Origin of the sequence: Streptomyces sp. NPDC007205, from assembly GCF_040634095.1 — a bacterium.
Classification (GTDB): Bacteria; Actinomycetota; Actinomycetes; order Streptomycetales; family Streptomycetaceae; genus Streptomyces.
Genome location: NZ_JBEYEW010000015.1, coordinates 179053 through 196409, shown reverse-complemented (window position 1 = coordinate 196409; position 17357 = coordinate 179053). Strand labels below are relative to the sequence as shown.

Genomic DNA, 17357 nt, shown 5'->3' with positions numbered 1-17357 from the left:
ACGGTCAGCCGGGCATTACGGTGGGACACGAAGACCTCCGTGCGGTGCAGTCCTAGACAGCTCCACCACACCGGAGGTCTTCGCCATGATCAAGCCCCGCGGCTGTCAACAACGCTCGTGATCAATACATCTAGCGGGCTCCTCCTGGCCGTGGTCGTCAGTCCAAGTACGCAATAACCCAGGCGGCTCGGGCTCCTTCACGCCGAGCAGCACCGCACCGCCCCTCATCCGGTGCGGACCGGGAATCACAAGCCGAACTCTTCGAACTCGGCGTCCAATTCGGTGCGCTGGGCTACCAGACGCACGCGCAGCCCGACCTCTCGAGGACTGGGGCCGCGCTCGGGCCTGCCTCTCGCGGGACAGGTCGTCGGCCGTGCCGGCGGGCGCGGCCTGCTCCACCTCGGCGGGCGCCCCGTACACCGAGGCAACGGCGTTCCACGAGGTCGGCCATCTGCGCCTGCCGGTTCACCTCGCGCGCCGGCCACATCCAATCCACGAGAACCGGCCCTACCGTCAGCCACGCTGGCCCACCGGTTCGACGCCGGAGCGGCTGCCGGACGCCCTGCGCACTGCCCAAAGCAGCCCCTGCCAGACGGAGACCGCATGCTCAGGACGAAGAACGCCCAGGCGATGAGCATCGGCGTCAGACGTTGCTGCCGACCAGTAGTCCGATGGTGGCCTGCGAGCCGTCACACGCTGGACCATCGATGACTTCAGCCCACAACCCGTGAAAGGACGTTCGGCCCCGGGCGCCTTGGTGACTGAACCACTTCAGGTGGATAACCGGTTGCCTGTGAACGGAGCGCACAACACTCGGCCGCTCTGTCTGACCAGGGGACGACGATCTGACCGTGCCCTTCACCGATTCCAGGAACAACAGGAGGACGGGATCCGCCCACACGGCTGGTCGCCCGGCTCCTCGGTTTCCTGTCAAGGCCCACACGAGATAGGTAGCTTCGCATCGTGCGACGTCTTCTTGCCGCTGTCCTTGGCATGCTGCTGCTGACCGCTTGTCAACACGGAGCATCGGACGCTCCCTCACCAGCACCCTCTCCTTCTACGTCGGCTGTTGCTCCACCCCAATTCACCGTCTACGACACAACCTTCTACGCCCACCTCGATCTGGCGCAGTACGGCGCGGTCAAAGCCAACATCATCTACGAGGGCCGGGTGGCGGCCCTCTCGGGGCAGCCCGTGCGCAGCCCCAACGGCCGTCCCACCACCGAACTCGTCCTGCCCCCGAAGGATGCCTACCAGAAACTGGTACGGCAGCACATGGCAAACCCCGGGCCCCTCGTCCTTGACTACGAGACCCTCTATCTCACGGGCACACCAAAGGTGGCCAAGCGCCACTTCCAAAAACTGTCAACCTTGCTGACTTGGACGCGTGAAGTCGCCCCGCACAAGCAAATCGGCTTTTGGGATCTGCTCGGCAACACCAGCCGCGCCTATTACCCATTGGCCCGCACCCTCGCGGTGCACGAGGACGTCTTCCTTCCCAGTCTCTACACAAGCTCGACGGACAGCGAGACCAGCTGGCAGCACAGGCTCGAACGGGCCCGCGCCGAGGCGAAGCAGATCGCCCCTGACAAGCCCATGTACCCCTTCCAGTGGCCTCAGTTCCGAGACCGACGGCAATCCGGCCAGTACCTGCCGCCCAGGCTGTGGTCATACGAGCTTCAAGCAAGCGGCAAGGCCACCAAGGCAGTCGTCCTGTGGGGAGGCGGCTCAAAAGGCAACCGCAACACTGCTTGGCTCGACGTACTCGAGCGCTTCCTGTCCCACGGCTCGTGACAAACGTGCGACTGGCTGCAGTGCGGAACCTGGTCACGGACCTGAAGAACGCCGGGTTGCCAAGCGCGGCTCCCGATCAGAGATCGGGGTGGGAAGTACCCGCAGATGTTCGACGCGATCCTCGCCGACGCCGGGATCGTTGCCGCGCTCACCGGCGCAAGGATGCCGCGGATGAACGCGGTGATGGAGCGCTCGGTGCTCACCTTCTGACCTGAAGTCCTCGACCACACCGTTGATCTGGAACCAACGTCACCTTCCACTGGGGGAGTTCGAGAACCACTGCAACGCCGCCCGCACTACACACTCCACCAGAGCGCACCACCGGCACGACGACCCCCCCGATATCGCCGACCGCGGGTCGATCGCCCGCTTGGACATCCGTAGCCCCCCAGTTCCAGCGCCGGATGCGGGTGGCCATCTTGGGGCGCGAAGGCGTCGTCTCCTCGGTGACGCTGCACCTTTACGGCGGCGTGACCGCGGCGACGAACAAGGCCGAGACGTTGACCGGTTCTCCCAATGGATCGGCTTCGGCAACCAGGGCGAGATTGCCGATAGTGACCCCGTCGAGCAGGAGAAGGCGGTGTCGTTCAACGCCCTGCTCACAACAGGTAATCTTCCACGACGCCCTGGACATCGCCTAGATCATCTGCCAGCTCCTGGAAGAGGGGTGGGAGATCGCCCCCAGTGCCTGGCCCAGGTCGTGTCGTATCTGACCGACCACATCAATCGGTCCGACGGATACTCCAGAACTCGGCCTCCGGCCCAAGGCATACGACCAAAAGCTCGGGCCTGGCTACAGCCCCTTCGGCGTGGCCACCTGAGTAGGCCCCGGGCGGAACCGTCATCCTGAAGGCCGTGGACGAGGCGCGCGAACTCACCCAGGACGAGGTGGACGACCTGCTCAGCGACGACAATCGGGACGCCGGTTGGGGGACGACGGCTCGTACGGCTGGAGCCAGTGATTGCGGCCGACACGGGGGAACATCCCGGCCGGGGCTACGAACGTTACGGCGGGCGTTTCCTCTAGTCACGGCCGTGGAGCAGCGCGGGCATGCGGGCCAGCCACTGGCGCGGCACGGAGGTTGCCGCAAAACGCCCATACATTTACAAAGCATTGCAAGTATATGCATGTTGTTGTGTCACGACTTTTACGAGGCTCCGGGGTTGGCTGTGGACCTGCATTTGATTGCGACTTCATTGTCGTAGGTGCTGGCTCCGCAGGTTGCGTAATTGCCTCGCGTCTGTCGGAGAAAGCGGATGGGCGTGTGCTCCTGCTGGAGGCAGGCGGCGCGGAACCGCTCGAACTCATGGCCCTACCGCCGGCCTGGCCCGCACTGCAGGGGACGTCCGCAGACTGGGCGGACAGGACCGTGCCGCAGGCGGCTCTCGACGCTCTGGTGGTGCCATGGCCGCGCGGGCGCGGACTGGGCGGCTCCTCGTCGATCAATGCCATGAGCTTCGTGCGGGGCCACCGCTCGAGCTACGACGCCTGGCCGGAGGCCGGCGCGAAAGGGTGGGGATACGACGATCTGCTCCCGTACTTCAAGCGCACCGAAAACCTCACCGGAGTCGCAGAACGCGATGCCTCGGTGCGCGGCATGGACGGCCCTCTGCGGGTAGGGCCCGCAGTGCAACGCCACCCGCTGGCGCAGGCCGGCCTGCAGGCAGCAGCCGAGGTCGGCCACGCCCAGGTCCCGGACCTGGCAGCGGGCTTTGACGAAGGTTTCGGGTGGAGTGATCTCAGCATCTTCGGCGGCAAGCGGCAGGGCGCCGCCGACGCCTGCCTGCGGCCGGTGTTCAACCGCCCGAACCTCGACGTCGTGACCGAGGCCCTGGCGCACCGGGTGATCCTGGTCGGCAACCACTGCACCAGAGTCGAGTACAGCATCGGTGGGAAGGCATACCTCGCGCGATGCTCCGCAGAGGTCGTCCTGACAGCCGGCACCATAGGGACACCGCAGGTGCTGATGCTGTCCGGTATCGGTCCGCAGGCGCACCTGCGCCAACTCGGGATCGACATCGTCACGGACCTCCCAGGAGTGGGGGCCAACCTGCACGACCATCCGATGACCGGCGTCGTTTACCAGGCGGCGCAACCGGTCCCGCAGTCGGTGAACAACCACGGCGAGGTCCAGGGACTGGTGCGCAGTGCCGCGGGACTGGCAGGGGCCGACCTGCAGATCATGTTCGTGGACGTGCCGCTACGGGAGGCCTCCCTGCCCGGCCCCGACGTGGGGCAGGGATACACCATCGTCGTCGCGCTCATGACGCCGTTCAGCCGCGGCACGGTACGCCTGGCACGCACCACACCCGGTGAGGCCCCGCTGATCGACCCTCAGTACTACACGGACATCCGGGACATCGATGCCATGGTCCGTGGCCTGCGCATCGCCCGGGAGATGGGGAACGCTCCGGCACTGGCCCCGTGGCGAGCCCAGGAGGCACTCCCAGGCACCGACGCACAAGACGACGAGCACTTGCGCACGTACCTGCGGGAGAACCTCAGGAACTACTGTCACTACGCCGGAACGTGCCGGATCGGCACCAATGAGACAGCCGTCGTCGACACCGACCTACGCGTGCAAGGCATCCAGGGCCTGCGCCTCGCCGACGCCTCCGTGATGCCCACTGCCGTTTCGGCCAACACCAATGCCACCGTCTACGCGATCGCTGAGCGGGCAGCGGACCTCCTCCGCCACTTCTAGCCAGGGCTCGGATCGGCGCAGAAGGGCCGCGACGGCGGCCGGAACTCGCGTCCTCGAAGGCCATGCGCCGAAGGCGGGAGGCTCGGGGTTGATGCTGAGCTGGCAGACGCCAGCCTCATTGCCCCCAAGCGATTGGTCAGCAAAACGGTATGCCCCCAGGAACACCTGGCGGGACCTGTCCGAAGGCATCAGCCCGATCCTGTGCCGCCACGCGGCGGCGTCAACGCCCCTCAGGCGTGCCGCGACCACCACTCATCTCAAGCTACTTCCCAGTAGACTACTTTCCCGTTCGAGGATCGATTAGCCTTCCGAAGTGTGACAACCGAAGCTCGGCCTGGCGTCCCGGAATGTGCCGGAACCCTGCCAGTCGACGTCACCAGTTTCGTCGGCCGACGCCAGCAGGTGACTGATTCGAAGCGCCTGCTGGCAACCTCCAGGCTTTTGACGCTCACAGGCCCTGGAGGGGTAGGCAAGACCCGCCTTGCCGTGCATGTGGCCGCCACCATGCGGCGGGATTTTCGGGACGGCGTGCGCTTCATCGAACTGGCTGAATTGCACGATTCCTCTTTGTTGGCCCACGCGGTGGCGGCGCGGCTCGGCCTTATCGACCAACCGTCGCGCACAACGATCGACATGATCGTCGAATACCTCAGGTCCCGCGAGATGCTCCTTGTGCTCGATAACTGTGAGCATCTGATCGACGACTGTGCGCAATTCGTCGACGTCCTTGTCCGTGCGTGTCCGCAGGTGCAGATCCTTGCGACGAGCCGGCAGTCGCTCGGCGTCTACGGCGAGGCGACGTTGGTGGTTCCTCCGCTACCGGTACCCGGCCTCGAAGCAGTGTGGTCGCCGGATGCTCTTGCGCAGTACGACTCGGTAAAGCTGTTCATCGATCGCGCCAGCGCCGTTCTGCCCGGGTTCGATCTCCGTGGCCAGGACAGCGCGGCGATCGCGCGCCTGTGCCATGCGCTCGACGGGATCCCGCTGGCGATCGAGCTGGCCGCGGTCTGGCTGCGCGCACTGTCACTTGGCCAGATCGAGGAGCGCCTGTCTGAACGCTATCGCCTGCTCACCGTCAGCCCGCGAAGCGCCCCCACACGGCAACGCACACTGCAAGCGCTGATCGACTGGAGCTACGACCTGTGCTCGCAGTCCGAGCAGCAACTATGGGCCCGAGCATCGGCATTCTCCGGCAGCTTCGATCTGGCCGGAATCGAATACGTCGGCGCCGGTGATGGGATAACACTTGAGGACATACCGAACATAGTCTTGTCCCTCGTTGACAAATCCATCCTGATTCGCGACGAGCATGACGGCTTCGTGCGCTACCGGATGCTTGAGACCATACGAGAGTACGGCCAGTCGCGGCTCGCGACGGCCGACGAGCTCGTTGCCGTCCGCCGCCGCCATCGCGACTGGTACGCCCGCATGGTGGACCAATTCCAGGCCGACTGGATGGGACCGGACCAAGAGGCCTGGATTCTGCGGCTGCGACGCGAGGACGCCAACTTGCGAGAGGCCCTCGGCTTCTGCCTTACCCAGCCCGGTGACGCCCTCGCCGCACTGCGCATGGCCGACAAGCTGGGCACCTACCTGGGCGTCCAGGGCTTCAACAGCGTGACGCGCCACTGGCTCGATCAAGCGCTGGCGGCAAGTCCTGAGCCTTCGCCGGAGCGAGCCTCTGCCGTGCGTCGAAACGCTTGGGTTGCCCTGCTGCAAGGGGACGTCGACACCGCGCAGGCGCAGCTTGCTGAGGCAGCCGAGTTGGCCGAGCGGCTCGGCCTCACGACTGAAAGCGCGTACGTGACGCTCGTGGAAGGGATGAAAGCTGCATCAACCGCAGATATGGAGAAAGCGGAGCTGCTCACCGGTGACGCCCTGTCCGGATTCACATCAGGGAACGAGCTCAGCGGCAAGCTTCTCGCGATGTCCATACACGGACTCATCCTCGGGCAGAGGGGCGAGCGCGAGCGGGGCTTGGCGCTCCTGGAGGATCAACTTGCCATCACCGCGCGGCTCCGAGAGACGATCTGGCGCTCGTGGGCCCTGCTGGCCGTCTCCTTCCTCGAACTCGATCATGACCTGGCGCACGCGGAAGCGGCAGCGCGCGAGGCCCTGAACCTGCGCCGCCGGACGAGCGCCAAGTTCTTGATGGCCTTCGCGTTCGACATCCTCGCCTGGGTGAGCGAACAGCAGGCGCGCCATGTCCGGGCAGCGACCCTCTTCGGTGCTGCCGCCACTATGTGGCAGACGGTCGGCACATCACCGGACTTCTTTCACCTGGTGGGAACCGCTCACCATCGGCACATCACCATGGTCCGCGCAGCCCTCGGTGACGACCGCTACCACACCGCGTTCCAACGCGGCTGCGGCCTTTCCGAGCAGGCAGCAATCGACTACGCGCTCGAGACAGTGACTCCGACCAACGAGCAATTGCAACCGAACGGCGAAGAGACACTCTTGACGCCGAGAGAGATGCAGATCGCCAAGCTGGTCTCCGAGGGCTTGACCAACAAGGAGATCGCCGCGCGCCTGGTCATCGCCCCCCGCACTGCCGAGGGACACGTTCAACGTATCCTCATCAAGCTCGAGTTCACCTCACGCGCGCAAATCGCAGCCTGGTATGTCAACGGCCAGGCCGTTCGGGAACAACGGACGTCGGGTAGCGGTGTCGCGGCTGACGCACGATTAGGTACGGGCGGAACCAGGGCGACCCGTTGTCCGAACTGTCCGACGCTGTGGGACTCTGTCGCCCGATTCAGCCGGCCTGCGGAACCCGGCTTGCCCATCGGTGGGGGCCGTGCTCTGAGAGGTGAGCCTTGGTCGAGGGCACGGTGCGGGCGGTGGGTGTTGTAATGGCTCTCGAACTCGCTTAGTGCATTGATGAGATGGCGTTGGTTCCAGATGAGCGTCCGGTCGGGGAGTTCACGTCAGCAGGTTGCCACCCAGCGTTCCATCGCCGCGTTCATCCGCAGCATCCTGACACCAGTGAGCACGGTCTCGGTCCCGGCGTCGGCGAGGATCGCGCCGAACACCTGCGGGTACTTCCCATCCCGATCGCGGATCAGGAACCCTGCCCGGCGCCCGTCATCCTCCAGATCCATGACCAAGTTTCGTGCCCCTTGTGCGACCAGGCCGCTCGGACCATTTCACGAGCCGCGGTAGGTTGAATGGGGAAGAAAAGACAACGACCAGCGAGACCCCGACACCTGTCGAGCGGAGATGTAAACATCTCCGCTCGACAGGTCGAGCCTCACTCTTCGCGCAATTAGTAATCGGCTCCGATAGGTTCTTCTGGTTGCTGTTTCGGTGCGGCTATAGAGGTTGATGTCAGGCTGCTGGCCGATCTCAGCCTATTTGGTGGTCAAGCTGCCTCAGCCGGCCTGAATCGGTCACCTGAATTTCTCCCATGGGCCGATGCTGCTCGCCCGCGCACGGAGCATCCCGTAGTGCGAACCCGTATCGGCCAGTTCAGCTGACACATACTCGTGGTTCGCCTTGGACATGAGGGCGACAGAACCATCCGACTGACCTACGACGTCGAATTTCTCCCAGGGGCCGACGCTGCTCGCCCGCGCACGGAGCATCCCATAGTCGCCACCGATATATTCCAGTTCGGCCGACACGTACATGTTATTGGACTGATTCTTGAGGGCGACAGAACCATCGGACTCATGCGTGAGAGTGAATCCTTCCCCGACACCGTCCGCGCGGAGCATACCCTGGTACGCGCCCGTATAGTCCGTTTGGGCCATCACACCCCTGCCGTTGCCGGCTGATTGGATCGCACCCAGTTGCGAGCCTCCCGACCCGGGATTGTAGAACGCGGAGTCGAGGTTGCAGACAGCAGGCTCGTCGCCCTTACTACTGTCACTCGCCGTCCAGTTGCTGGATTGGGTGGCGGGCACCCTGTAAGTAAGGATCCCATTATAGTTCCAGGCAGCGAAACCGCCGGGGTTGAATGTGTAGTGCCCGGTCAGGGACTGTTTCGTCGGCATCTCCACGAGCCAGGCCTCAGTACCAGCGGGAACCTGGTACTGGGGCGTCACGCCGCCCGTTGACGTAGTGCCTGACATGTCCGCGAACGTGCTCTGCCACGACGAAGACCACGTTAGGCCCGCTGTACCAGTCAGGGGGGCTTCGCCAGCTGCCGCCTCGAGCGAGGCCGAGGCTTCCATTCCGGTGCTTACGCTCTTGCCGACAGTGGTTGAATGGGAGACCATATCTGTCTCTGGCAGCTGCACTTGTTGGGTTCCGGAGCCTTGGAGATTGTTAAAGTGACTCCTGCAAATCGGAAATCCAATGGTTGTGGCGCCGGTGCTCTGGGTCACCCACTTGCAGTAGCTCGTACTTTTTGCTTCGGCGCAGTGGGAAATGGCGTATTGGACGGCGAGTTGCCGGTAGTAGGGGCCGTCCTTGATCGGCGACTGTGACGCATCATAGATGGTCCACCTCTGCGCGGAGCCATTGTCACAATTGTACCTGATCAACGGGTGAGTGCCGCCGAATCCCGCCGATTCGACGGAGGCAAGGCAGTACAGCGTCGTCGGCCACCTGGCGGATCAGGTAGCCACCGCCCGGGTCCGGCTCGAAATACCACTTCTGATCATCGCTGCCGGTGCAGGTGTTCAGTCTAATATAGGTCCACCCAACCGTGGTATTTCCGCCGTTTCCAAAGCAGAGGCTCGTATTGAGCTTGGATTTGATTTCGACCGTACCGTTGCTCAGGGGATATATTTGGAAGTGCTGGTTGTCGGCCCCGTTGGCACTCCATCGCTGAAGCGCGTCCGAATCGGTCTTGCCGCCGGGTACGTCGATCACGCTGCTGTTGTCAACTCCGCTGATGAACGAGACGCATCCTCCGACCACTGATGGGCAGTCAGCGGCGTGGGCTTTCCCTGCGGCCATGGGGGAGAGTGCGAGCCCAAAGGCGGCGAGGCAAGCTGCTATAATTATCGTGATGAGCGATGAGCTACGTTTGGATTTTACGCTCATTGCGACTCCTGTGTCTTCAGGTGACGTCATCTGCTTCTTGGTAGCCCGGGCAAGGCTGCATTTACGGGTGGGCTCCCAAGTGGCTGATCTTTTGTAGGGGTGCAGCTGGCTGCCTGCTCATGTTGATCGGGGCGGATAGTTGGCGTCTCATGGCTCTCGTGGGTGCGCTGGCGCATTCTCCGGGTCAGGGAACAGGTGCGGACACGTGCTTCGCCGCTGGTCGCCGCGACATGTTGGCATGCGTGTGGGCGCATTTTCTGCATTTCTGGGCAGGAGCCCGAGTCCGGTTCGTATTGGCGGGTCTCGCCGTGTGCTGTACCGGATCTTGCAGAGGCCCTGAACAGGCGCGATAACGCTGTTCCGGGGAGAGGTATGCGTCGGAGTGGTGCGTTGAGGACCGGGGAATGCCTACTTAGCTGCCCAATCGCCACGTGGGCTTCCGTGCGTCGACCAGGCCTGGGCATAGTCGAGTGGCGTTCGTTCATGGCGATGTGTCATGTGGACGGTGTGGGAACGAGGGCAGGCACGGCTTCCAAGATCATGGAGTTCTCGACGTCCAGTGATCCGGCTGGAAGCCCCCGTTCCCAGTCCTGCGGTGCGAGAGTTATGCGCACCGTGGCGCCGGCCGGCCATCTTCGTGTTCACTGGAAATTCTGTACGATCGAGCTGTGTCAGCGTCGGGATAGCCAGCGCCGAAGCGGTTGGGTCGGTTGCATGGTGTGACCTCCTGCTGCCTTGTCTCTCCTCCGACTGCCAAGAGCGGGAGAATCATGCACCTGGAGTCGCGCGTTACGAGACGGTGAAACTACCTGTTCGAGTACCTGTGAGCCGGGTACCTGCACCGGGCGCCGCGTTCTCGCCGGTGCAGCCGGCTCTGGGCGTAGTCTTCGGCCATGGGCGGCACGGTGAGGGACGCGGGCACCTGCCTGCTGAGATGACCAGCTTTGTCGGTCGGCGGCACGAGGTGTCGGAGGTGCGGCGGCTGCTGTCGTGCGGCCGGTTGGTCACGTTGACCGGTGCGGGTGGTATCGGCAAGACCCGGCTGGCTTTGCGGGTGGCCACCGAGGTGCGCCGTTCCTATCCCGGTGGCGTGTGGTTGGTGGAGCTTGCGGCGCTGGAGGATGGGAGCCTGCTGGCGCAGACGGTTGCCGCGAAGTTGAGACTGGGCAACGAGTCGGGGCGCGAGCCGGTGGAGGTGTCGACCGACTACCTCGCTGGCCGGCGGCTGCTGCTCGTCCTGGACAACTGTGAGCATCTGTTTGAGTCGCGTGCCTCCTTGGTCGCGACGTTGTTGTCCGCGGCGGCGGGGTTGCAGGTACTGGCGACCATCGGCTCTTCACCGCATGGAGGCCTTCGTGTCCGCCGCCATGCCAGGGCGCGTATCTCGTCGTGATCAACGAGTGGTCCGGGTGAGGTCTTTGGTTCAGATCACCGAGGCGCGCAGATGGAGGCCGGCGAGGTAGCTCTTCGGGGACGCCGTATGTTATGTCAACGGTCGGCTCGTTCGGGAGCAGCAGGTGTCGGGCAGTGGTGTCGCGGCTGACGAGCGGTAGATACGGGCGGGACCGGGACGACGCGCTCTTCGAGCTGTCCGAGGCGCTGATGCGGAGCGACGGTCGGGTGCGGCGGACCGGAACGTGCTGCATCGGCTGCCCCGCCCACTCGGCACCGCATCGGCTGACTGCCCAACCACGGCGCCTGCCAGCCGTCTCGGCGGCGGTTCCGGTGTATCCGTTCCCGATTTGAGTGGGGAACAGGTACCCGGCCGCGTAGTTTGCTCCTCTTGCGAGCAGGGTCGTACCTCGCAGACTGCACAGCTGTCCCGAGGCTACTGGTTTGCTGACTTCCTGTGGCAGCCTCGCCGGTCCTCCCCCTAGGAGACGGGTGGGCGCGTCCCACAGGGACAGCCGGGTGCCCAGTGGCTCCGAAGGAAGAGAGCCAGTCCGGTGAAAGTCACATCCGCGGCCTGCCGACGCCGCCTGCACGGCGCGCGCAGCAGCGTCGCACGAACCGACGCGAGACTAGCGTCGCTGGCTGTTTCGGGGCGATTCAGACGCGGGCTGAGGGTTCGGCTCGTCTGTTGCCACGGAGATCAGCAGGCTCGCTGTGTGCGCGAGGTGGCGGCGGAGTTGTTCGGCAGCGGCATCTGCGTCCCGTTCGACGGTGTACTTGAGCAACAGCCTGTGCTCCTCGACCACGTCACGGTCAGGCTCCTGGTGGTAGGCGACCGACCAGGCACGATACAGCTCCGCTTCATCCCGCAGTGCCAACGCGACGTTGAGCAGACGCTGGTTACTGCAGCCCTGCAGCAAAGCACGATGGAACTCGGCGTGCGCCCGGGACCATGCCTCGGTGGGGTGGCTGGGATCGGCCTCGTCAAGGTACGGCGTCCGCTCGAGGACGTGGTGTGCGGCGACTGCCCGAGCTTCGTAGTGTGTGTCTCCGTCGTGAATGGCACGTCGCAGGACGAGCGACTCCGCCTCCATGCGTGCCTCGGTGAGCTCCATGAGATCGCGGTGCGACAACGGGGTGACCATGAATCCCTTGTGGGCTTGGCTGCGGACCAGCCCTTCTCCCACCAGACGCGCCAGCACCTCCCGGACAGCTCCGACGCTCGTGCCATACCGCTGCACGAGATCCGGGAACTTCAGGCGCTCACCAGGCCTCAGCCGGGCTCCCATGATGTCGCCACGCACAGCGTCGTAGAGGTCGTCGCTCCGGGTTCTTCCCTTACTGCTGGACATGCCACGAACCTAGCAGCTTTCGAGTGCAGCCAAAACTTTCGAAACTTCGTTGACTTTTCGAATCTCTCCTGCTTCACTTACATCCAGCACCTGTTAGCTCGCCGATCTCCAGTTCCAGGGAGGCGCAGCATCCGAGGTCGCCGGCCGTGGAAGACCTCCGGCCGAGCGAGCCACAGCCTCAGCCTTGCGCCGGGCACAACCGAGAAGCCCGGACCCGAGAAGTCTGAGCGTTCATGCCAACAGACCCACTCCGGAGCAGCGATGCGTATCGCCAATCTCAAGGGACGCCTGGTCCTCGTCGACGCGTCAGAGGACGCATACGACGTCCAGGAACTCACGAGCGGCCAGTTCGGTCCGGATCCGCAGGCCGTGTACGGACGCTGGCCCGAGTTCCGGGACGCCGTGGCACGGATCGATCTCCATGACCACGATGCCGTTGCGTTCGACCGAGCCGATCTCGGTGCGCCCGTCCCGGCACCACGTCAGATATTCGCCATCGGTCTGAACTATCTGGACCATGCAGCCGAGTCCGGTTTCACGCCTCCCGAGGCGCCCGTGGTCTTCACCAAGTTCCAAAACTGTCTCACGGGGCCCCACGGTGCCATCACGCTCCCGGCAGAGGGGAAAGTCGACTGGGAGGCCGAGATCGTCGCAGTGATCGGCCGTCACGCCCGCAACGTGGCCGAGTCGCAGGCTTGGCATTACGTAGCCGGTCTCACTGTCGGGCAAGACCTCTCCGAGCGCATGATGCAACTGACCGGACAGCCGCCGCAGTTCTCTCTTGGCAAGTCGTTCCCCGGTTTCGGACCCATGGGGCCATGGGTGGTGAGTGTCGACGAGTTCGACGACCCGGACGACATCGAAATCGAGTGCTTCCTTAACGGAGAGCCGGTTCAGAGGTCCCGCACCCGGAATCTCATCTTCTCCATTCCCGAACTCATTGCCCGTCTGTCCGCCGTTCTGCCCCTGGAGCCAGGAGACATCATCTTCACGGGAACCCCGGCAGGCGTGGGCTTCGGCCGAACTCCGCAGAGATGGCTGACTGCGGGTGACGAGCTGGTGAGCAGTGTGCGGGGGATCGGTGAGTTGCGCCACACGTTCGTCACAAGCGGTTAGCGCCGAATCGTCAAATTCGAAGGATGTGCCACGTGACATTGCATCGCTTGACTTCTGTTGTGATGGGAGTCCCCAACCCGGAAGAGACGGGTGCTTACTACGCAGAATTCGGGCTGTCCGACGTCGGCGGCGGGTGGTTCGCAACTCGAGATGGCGGCCGGCAACTACGACTCGTACGTTCCCGCACACGATGTCTGGTCGAACTCACCATCGGCGTCGACGACTCGGACGACCTGACTGCCGCGGCGAACCGGCTGCTGGCTCTCGGAGTGCGCTCCGACCGCACCCTGACCGCGCTAACCGCACGAGACAGGGCGACGGGCGTGCGCGTCGTTCTCGAGATCGCTCCGAAGGTGCAGCAGCCTCCGGTGCAGCCGGCGACCCACAACGGCCCCGGATACTACGAGCGCGTGGGCGAACGTGCGCCGGGAGTACTTCGCCTGGATCGTGTACAGCCGCGGAAACTCGGTCACGTGGTCATGGGTTCGGTGGACGTCGAGGCCACGATGCAGTTCTTGGTATCCGGCATTGGCTTCAAGATCAGCGACTACATCAAGGCCGAGGGTACATTCCTGCGGTGCTCCGAGGATCACCACAACCTTCTCGTGTGTGACCCCCGGGAGCAGCATCCGTCCAGCGGCCATTCGGGGCGAGCGTATATGTACCTGCCCAGGCACTCCTCTTCTGGTCACGCACGCATGGCCCAGGGACGCTGCTTGACCGCTGCTTGCCCATGCCCCCGCCGGAACCGAATCAGGCGGCACAAGAACAACGTAGGGAGCGCTTCACCCGTTCCAGGCTCACGAAGGCGCGTGGCCCCGCCGACCACCCCGGCCGCGCCGACTGGGCCGCCGCCGATAGCCACCCTTACCCGGCACAGGAGGCGACCGTGCCCCGCAAGACCAGCCGCACGCTCTACTCACGCGCGGACCTGCGCAAGGTTCACGGCATCAGCGAGCCGACGCTTCAGAACTTGTGGACCGACCGGGAGAACAACGGGCACCCGCCCGTCGCGGAGACCATCGACGGCGTCATGCACTGGGACGGCGACGTATGGGCGGCGTGGCACCACGAGCTTCAGCGGCAGCGCGCCGCAGCCAGCACCACCAACTCGCCGAAGCTCGACGGCGACCCCGAAGAGATGGCCGGCCCCGCCGAACCCGCGAAGATCTGCGGGTTCGCCGACTCCACCACCGTCTCCCACTACGTCAAGAACTCGCCGGAGGGGTGGCCAGAACCGGACGACTGGGACGAGCATCCGACCCGGCGGCGTCCTAATACTCCTGTCAGATTTTGTGTCCTGAGCTGCCTCTTTTTCGGTAGTGGCAGCGACGGGCTGTGGCTTGGTGGCGTCTGTGCCAGTGGGACCAGCTCAGGGCGTGGAGGCGTCTGTCCTGGTGGGGGCGGGGAGGCGGCAGGAGACTGTCCAGCAGGCGCCTGATCTCTGCCACGGTGAGCGGAGCGAGGGCCGATCCGTTTCTGCTGCCCCCCTTGCGTCACCGTCTGCCTGGGTGGCGAGGGCGGTCAGGAAGGCGTGGGCGAGCATGGCCAGGGTGATGTGTCGGTACCAGCCGAGGTAGCGGCGAACCTCGTACTCGTCCAGGCCGCACTCGTTCTTCGCAGCTTGGAAGCATTCCTCGATGGCCCATCGGCTGCCGGCGATCCGGACCAGTTCGGCGAGCTCGATGCCGACGGGTGCGTGGGCGAGGTAGTAGGCGAGTTCGGCGGGGTCGGACAGGCTGCGGCGGGCCATCACCCAGCGGTGGTGGGTCGGCGGATCGGGGTCGAAGATCAGGTTGGCGGGCAGTTTGGCCGCGGCCCAGTCATAGATCCGTGGCCCCTTCGCTCCGTCGCCACAGGACAGCCGCTGCCAGGCACCACCGGGTGCCTCGTCGATGAGCTGGTCGATGCGCCAGATTCCGGCCAGGGACTTGATCTGCTGGGACTTGGGCACGGCGACCACGTAGCCGACGTCGAGTTGCTCGAGCAGGCGGCCAAAGTGCCAGTCCTGGCCGTAGGCCTCGTCCGCGGTGACCCAGGCGGCGGGCAGACCGGCGGCCAGGCAACGGCGCACGATGTCCCGGGCCAGTTCCCCCTTGGTCGCGAACGTCCGCTCATCGGGGATTTTCGCCGCCCGGCAGCGCTCGCGGTCGGACGTCCAGGACTTGGGCAGTAGAGTTCCCGGTCGGCCAAAGACCGTCCCGAGCCGGTCGCGTAGGCGGCGAACACACCGATCTGGCAGTTGTCGATCTTTCCCGAGGTGCCCGTGTACTGCCGACCCACCCCCGCCGACGTGCTGCCCTTCTTGATGAAGCCGGTGTCGTCGATGATCAACACCCCGCCCGGGCCAAGCCGTTCGGCGACATAGGCCCGGACATCGTCCCGGACCGCGTCGGCGTCCCATCGGGCGCCGTTGAGCAGGTGCTGCAGACCTGCCGGGTCGCGGTGGCCGGCCCACTCGGCCAACTGCCAGCTGTTCTTGCGTCCCACCGGCGCCAGCAGGCCGCGGACATAGTCCCGCATCCGCCGGCGCAGATCCACCCGTGCAAAGCGGCCCGCCACCCGAGCGAACACCGACTCCAACTCACCCTGCCACTGGTCGGCTTCGACCATCGCCTCCATACCCGGACAACGACAACCACCAGCTCAGGACACGAAATCTGACTGGAGTACTAACAACGGCTAACACAATGAGCTCAGTCGCCGGAGGGTGATGAGGCAGCAGGCGAGTTTGAGGAACGCTTCATGGATGTCGGCCCGCCGTTCCCAGCGGATCAGCAGGCGTCGGAATCCGTGCAGCCAGGCGAAGGTCGGCTCGATCACCCACCGGTAGGTGCCCAGGCCGGTTCCGTGGCGGGTGCCTCGGCGGGCGATGGCGGGCACGATGCCGCGGGCGCGGACCTGGTCGCGGTAGATGTCGTGGTCGTAGCCTCGGTCGGCGAGCAGGGAGTCGGGCTTGCGGCGGGGACGCCCGACCCGGCCGCGGACCGGCGGGACCGCGTCGAGCAAGGGCAGCAGCTGGGTGACGTCGTTGCGGTTGCCGCCGGTGAGAGTACCGCGAGCGGAGTGCCGTGCCCTTCGCTGATCAGGTGGTGCTTCGAGCTGGCCCGGCTCCGGTCGACTGGCGACGGGCCCGTGTGCTGCCCCCTTTTAACGCCCTGACGTGGGAGGAGTCGACCACGCAGCGGGACCAGTCCAGCCGCGAGGCCGCGTTGAGCTCAGCGAGCAGGACCTCGTGACGTCGCTGCCACACTCCGGCCTTGTTCCAGTCCCGCAAGCGTCGCCAGCAGGTCATGCCCGGGCCGAAGCCCAGTTCCTTGGGCAGGTACTCCCACTGGATCCCGGTGTGCAGGACGTACAGGATCCCGCACAGCACGTCCCGGTCGGGCAACGGCTTGCGGCCTGGGTAGCGGAAGCGCCGCTCGCGCTGCGGCAGCAGCGGCTCCAAGCGGTCCCACAGCGCATCCGACACGATCCACGGCGACGTCTCCACACCGGACCGAATGCTCAACTCCCGCCTCGGACACGGCCACAGCACCGATGGGCGGTGATGTGCGTGCCCGCCACGTAAGCCAGGGTCGCCCACGGGCCGACCCAGAGTGCAGCACCGAGGGCGTTGAAGACGAGGAAGCGGCGCCAGGGCATGCCGCTGGTGCCCGCGATGATGCCGTTGAGCTGGCGCAGTCCTTCGATGAAGCGGGCGCCGGTGACGATCTCGCCGCCATGGCGGGTGAAGAACTCCTCGGCCGCCTGGAAGCGTTCCGGGGTCAGGAACACGTAGCGGCCCCAGCGGTGGACGAAGGCGCGTCCGCCGTGTGGCCGATCAGGTAACCGATGTTGTCCCCGATGACGGCGGCGGCGAACGCGATGGACGCCACGGCCACGATGTTCAGCCGCCCTGCCCCGGCGTAGATGCCGGCGGCGATCAGGATGGTCTCTCCCGGGGCGGGGACTCCGAAGTCCTCCACGGGGACCGGGGGCATGCCTTCACCGTACGCGGCCA

General features: G+C 65.1%; 13 protein-coding genes and 2 pseudogenes. 6 read left to right on the top strand and 9 right to left on the bottom strand.

The features are described from left to right. Positions 1-993 precede the first annotated feature (993 nt). Positions 994-1794: a hypothetical protein gene (locus ABZ624_RS24900; RefSeq protein WP_360092934.1), complete on the top strand. Its 801-nt coding sequence runs from the start codon at positions 994-996 to the stop codon at positions 1792-1794. Positions 1795-2254: 460 nt separating this feature from the next. Here ABZ624_RS24900 and ABZ624_RS24895 read toward each other — a convergent pair whose 3' ends face one another. Next, positions 2255-2428 (bottom strand): hypothetical protein, encoded by a 174-nt coding sequence (locus ABZ624_RS24895; protein WP_360092931.1) that lies wholly within the window; start codon positions 2426-2428, stop codon positions 2255-2257. Positions 2429-2918: 490 nt separating this feature from the next. On the opposite strand from ABZ624_RS24895, the gene ABZ624_RS24890 reads away from it, so the two are divergent. Beyond that, entirely contained in the window at positions 2919-4499 is a 1581-nt protein-coding gene (locus tag ABZ624_RS24890) for a GMC family oxidoreductase N-terminal domain-containing protein (RefSeq protein WP_360092928.1), read from the top strand. A gap of 315 nt (positions 4500-4814) precedes the next feature. Next, positions 4815-7355 (top strand): LuxR C-terminal-related transcriptional regulator, encoded by a 2541-nt coding sequence (locus ABZ624_RS24885; RefSeq protein ID WP_360092925.1) that lies wholly within the window; start codon positions 4815-4817, stop codon positions 7353-7355. 74 nt (positions 7356-7429) lie between these two features. On the opposite strand, the gene ABZ624_RS24880 is transcribed toward ABZ624_RS24885, so the two are convergent. The 3 genes from ABZ624_RS24880 to ABZ624_RS24870 all read right to left on the bottom strand — a co-directional run bounded on the left by ABZ624_RS24880 (position 7430) and on the right by ABZ624_RS24870 (position 9524). Further along, a complete protein-coding gene (locus ABZ624_RS24880) occupies positions 7430-7603 on the bottom strand; it encodes a hypothetical protein (RefSeq protein WP_360092922.1) in 174 nt (57 codons plus the stop codon). A gap of 288 nt (positions 7604-7891) precedes the next feature. Next, on the bottom strand, positions 7892-8575 hold the full coding sequence (locus ABZ624_RS24875; protein ID WP_360092919.1) for a hypothetical protein: 684 nt from the start codon (positions 8573-8575) through the stop codon (positions 7892-7894). Between the two features lie 394 nt (positions 8576-8969). After that, positions 8970-9524 (bottom strand): RICIN domain-containing protein, encoded by a 555-nt coding sequence (locus ABZ624_RS24870; protein WP_360092916.1) that lies wholly within the window; start codon positions 9522-9524, stop codon positions 8970-8972. Between the two features lie 904 nt (positions 9525-10428). On the opposite strand from ABZ624_RS24870, the gene ABZ624_RS24865 reads away from it, so the two are divergent. Further along, the gene (locus ABZ624_RS24865; protein ID WP_360092913.1) at positions 10429-10887 is read left to right on the top strand and encodes an AAA family ATPase; all 459 of its coding nucleotides are present in this window, start codon (positions 10429-10431) and stop codon (positions 10885-10887) included. 628 nt (positions 10888-11515) lie between these two features. Here the strand turns inward: ABZ624_RS24865 and ABZ624_RS24860 are convergent. Then, the gene (locus tag ABZ624_RS24860; protein WP_360092910.1) at positions 11516-12238 is read right to left on the bottom strand and encodes a GntR family transcriptional regulator; all 723 of its coding nucleotides are present in this window, start codon (positions 12236-12238) and stop codon (positions 11516-11518) included. Positions 12239-12499: 261 nt separating this feature from the next. On the opposite strand from ABZ624_RS24860, the gene ABZ624_RS24855 reads away from it, so the two are divergent. Continuing rightward, entirely contained in the window at positions 12500-13354 is an 855-nt protein-coding gene (locus ABZ624_RS24855) for a fumarylacetoacetate hydrolase family protein (RefSeq protein WP_360092907.1), read from the top strand. An 889-nt stretch (positions 13355-14243) separates the two neighbouring features. Then, positions 14244-14795, top strand: a complete 552-nt coding sequence (locus ABZ624_RS24850) for a hypothetical protein (protein ID WP_360092904.1) — start codon at positions 14244-14246, stop codon at positions 14793-14795. On the opposite strand, the pseudogene ABZ624_RS24845 reads toward ABZ624_RS24850, so the two are convergent. From ABZ624_RS24845 to ABZ624_RS24830, 4 genes and pseudogenes are all read right to left on the bottom strand, one after another. Continuing rightward, positions 14727-15967 (bottom strand): annotated as a pseudogene (locus ABZ624_RS24845) (IS701 family transposase). The gene ABZ624_RS24850 and the pseudogene ABZ624_RS24845 overlap by 69 nt on opposite strands. Before the next feature lie 69 nt (positions 15968-16036). Beyond that, positions 16037-16847: pseudogene (locus ABZ624_RS24840) on the bottom strand (IS5 family transposase). Positions 16848-16861: 14 nt separating this feature from the next. Then, positions 16862-17131, bottom strand: coding sequence for a VTT domain-containing protein (locus tag ABZ624_RS24835; protein WP_360092901.1), 270 nt, complete (start codon positions 17129-17131; stop codon positions 16862-16864). Further along, the gene (locus ABZ624_RS24830; RefSeq protein WP_360092898.1) at positions 17122-17337 is read right to left on the bottom strand and encodes a hypothetical protein; all 216 of its coding nucleotides are present in this window, start codon (positions 17335-17337) and stop codon (positions 17122-17124) included. Before ABZ624_RS24830 ends, ABZ624_RS24835 begins: the two co-directional genes overlap by 10 nt. Positions 17338-17357 lie beyond the last annotated feature (20 nt).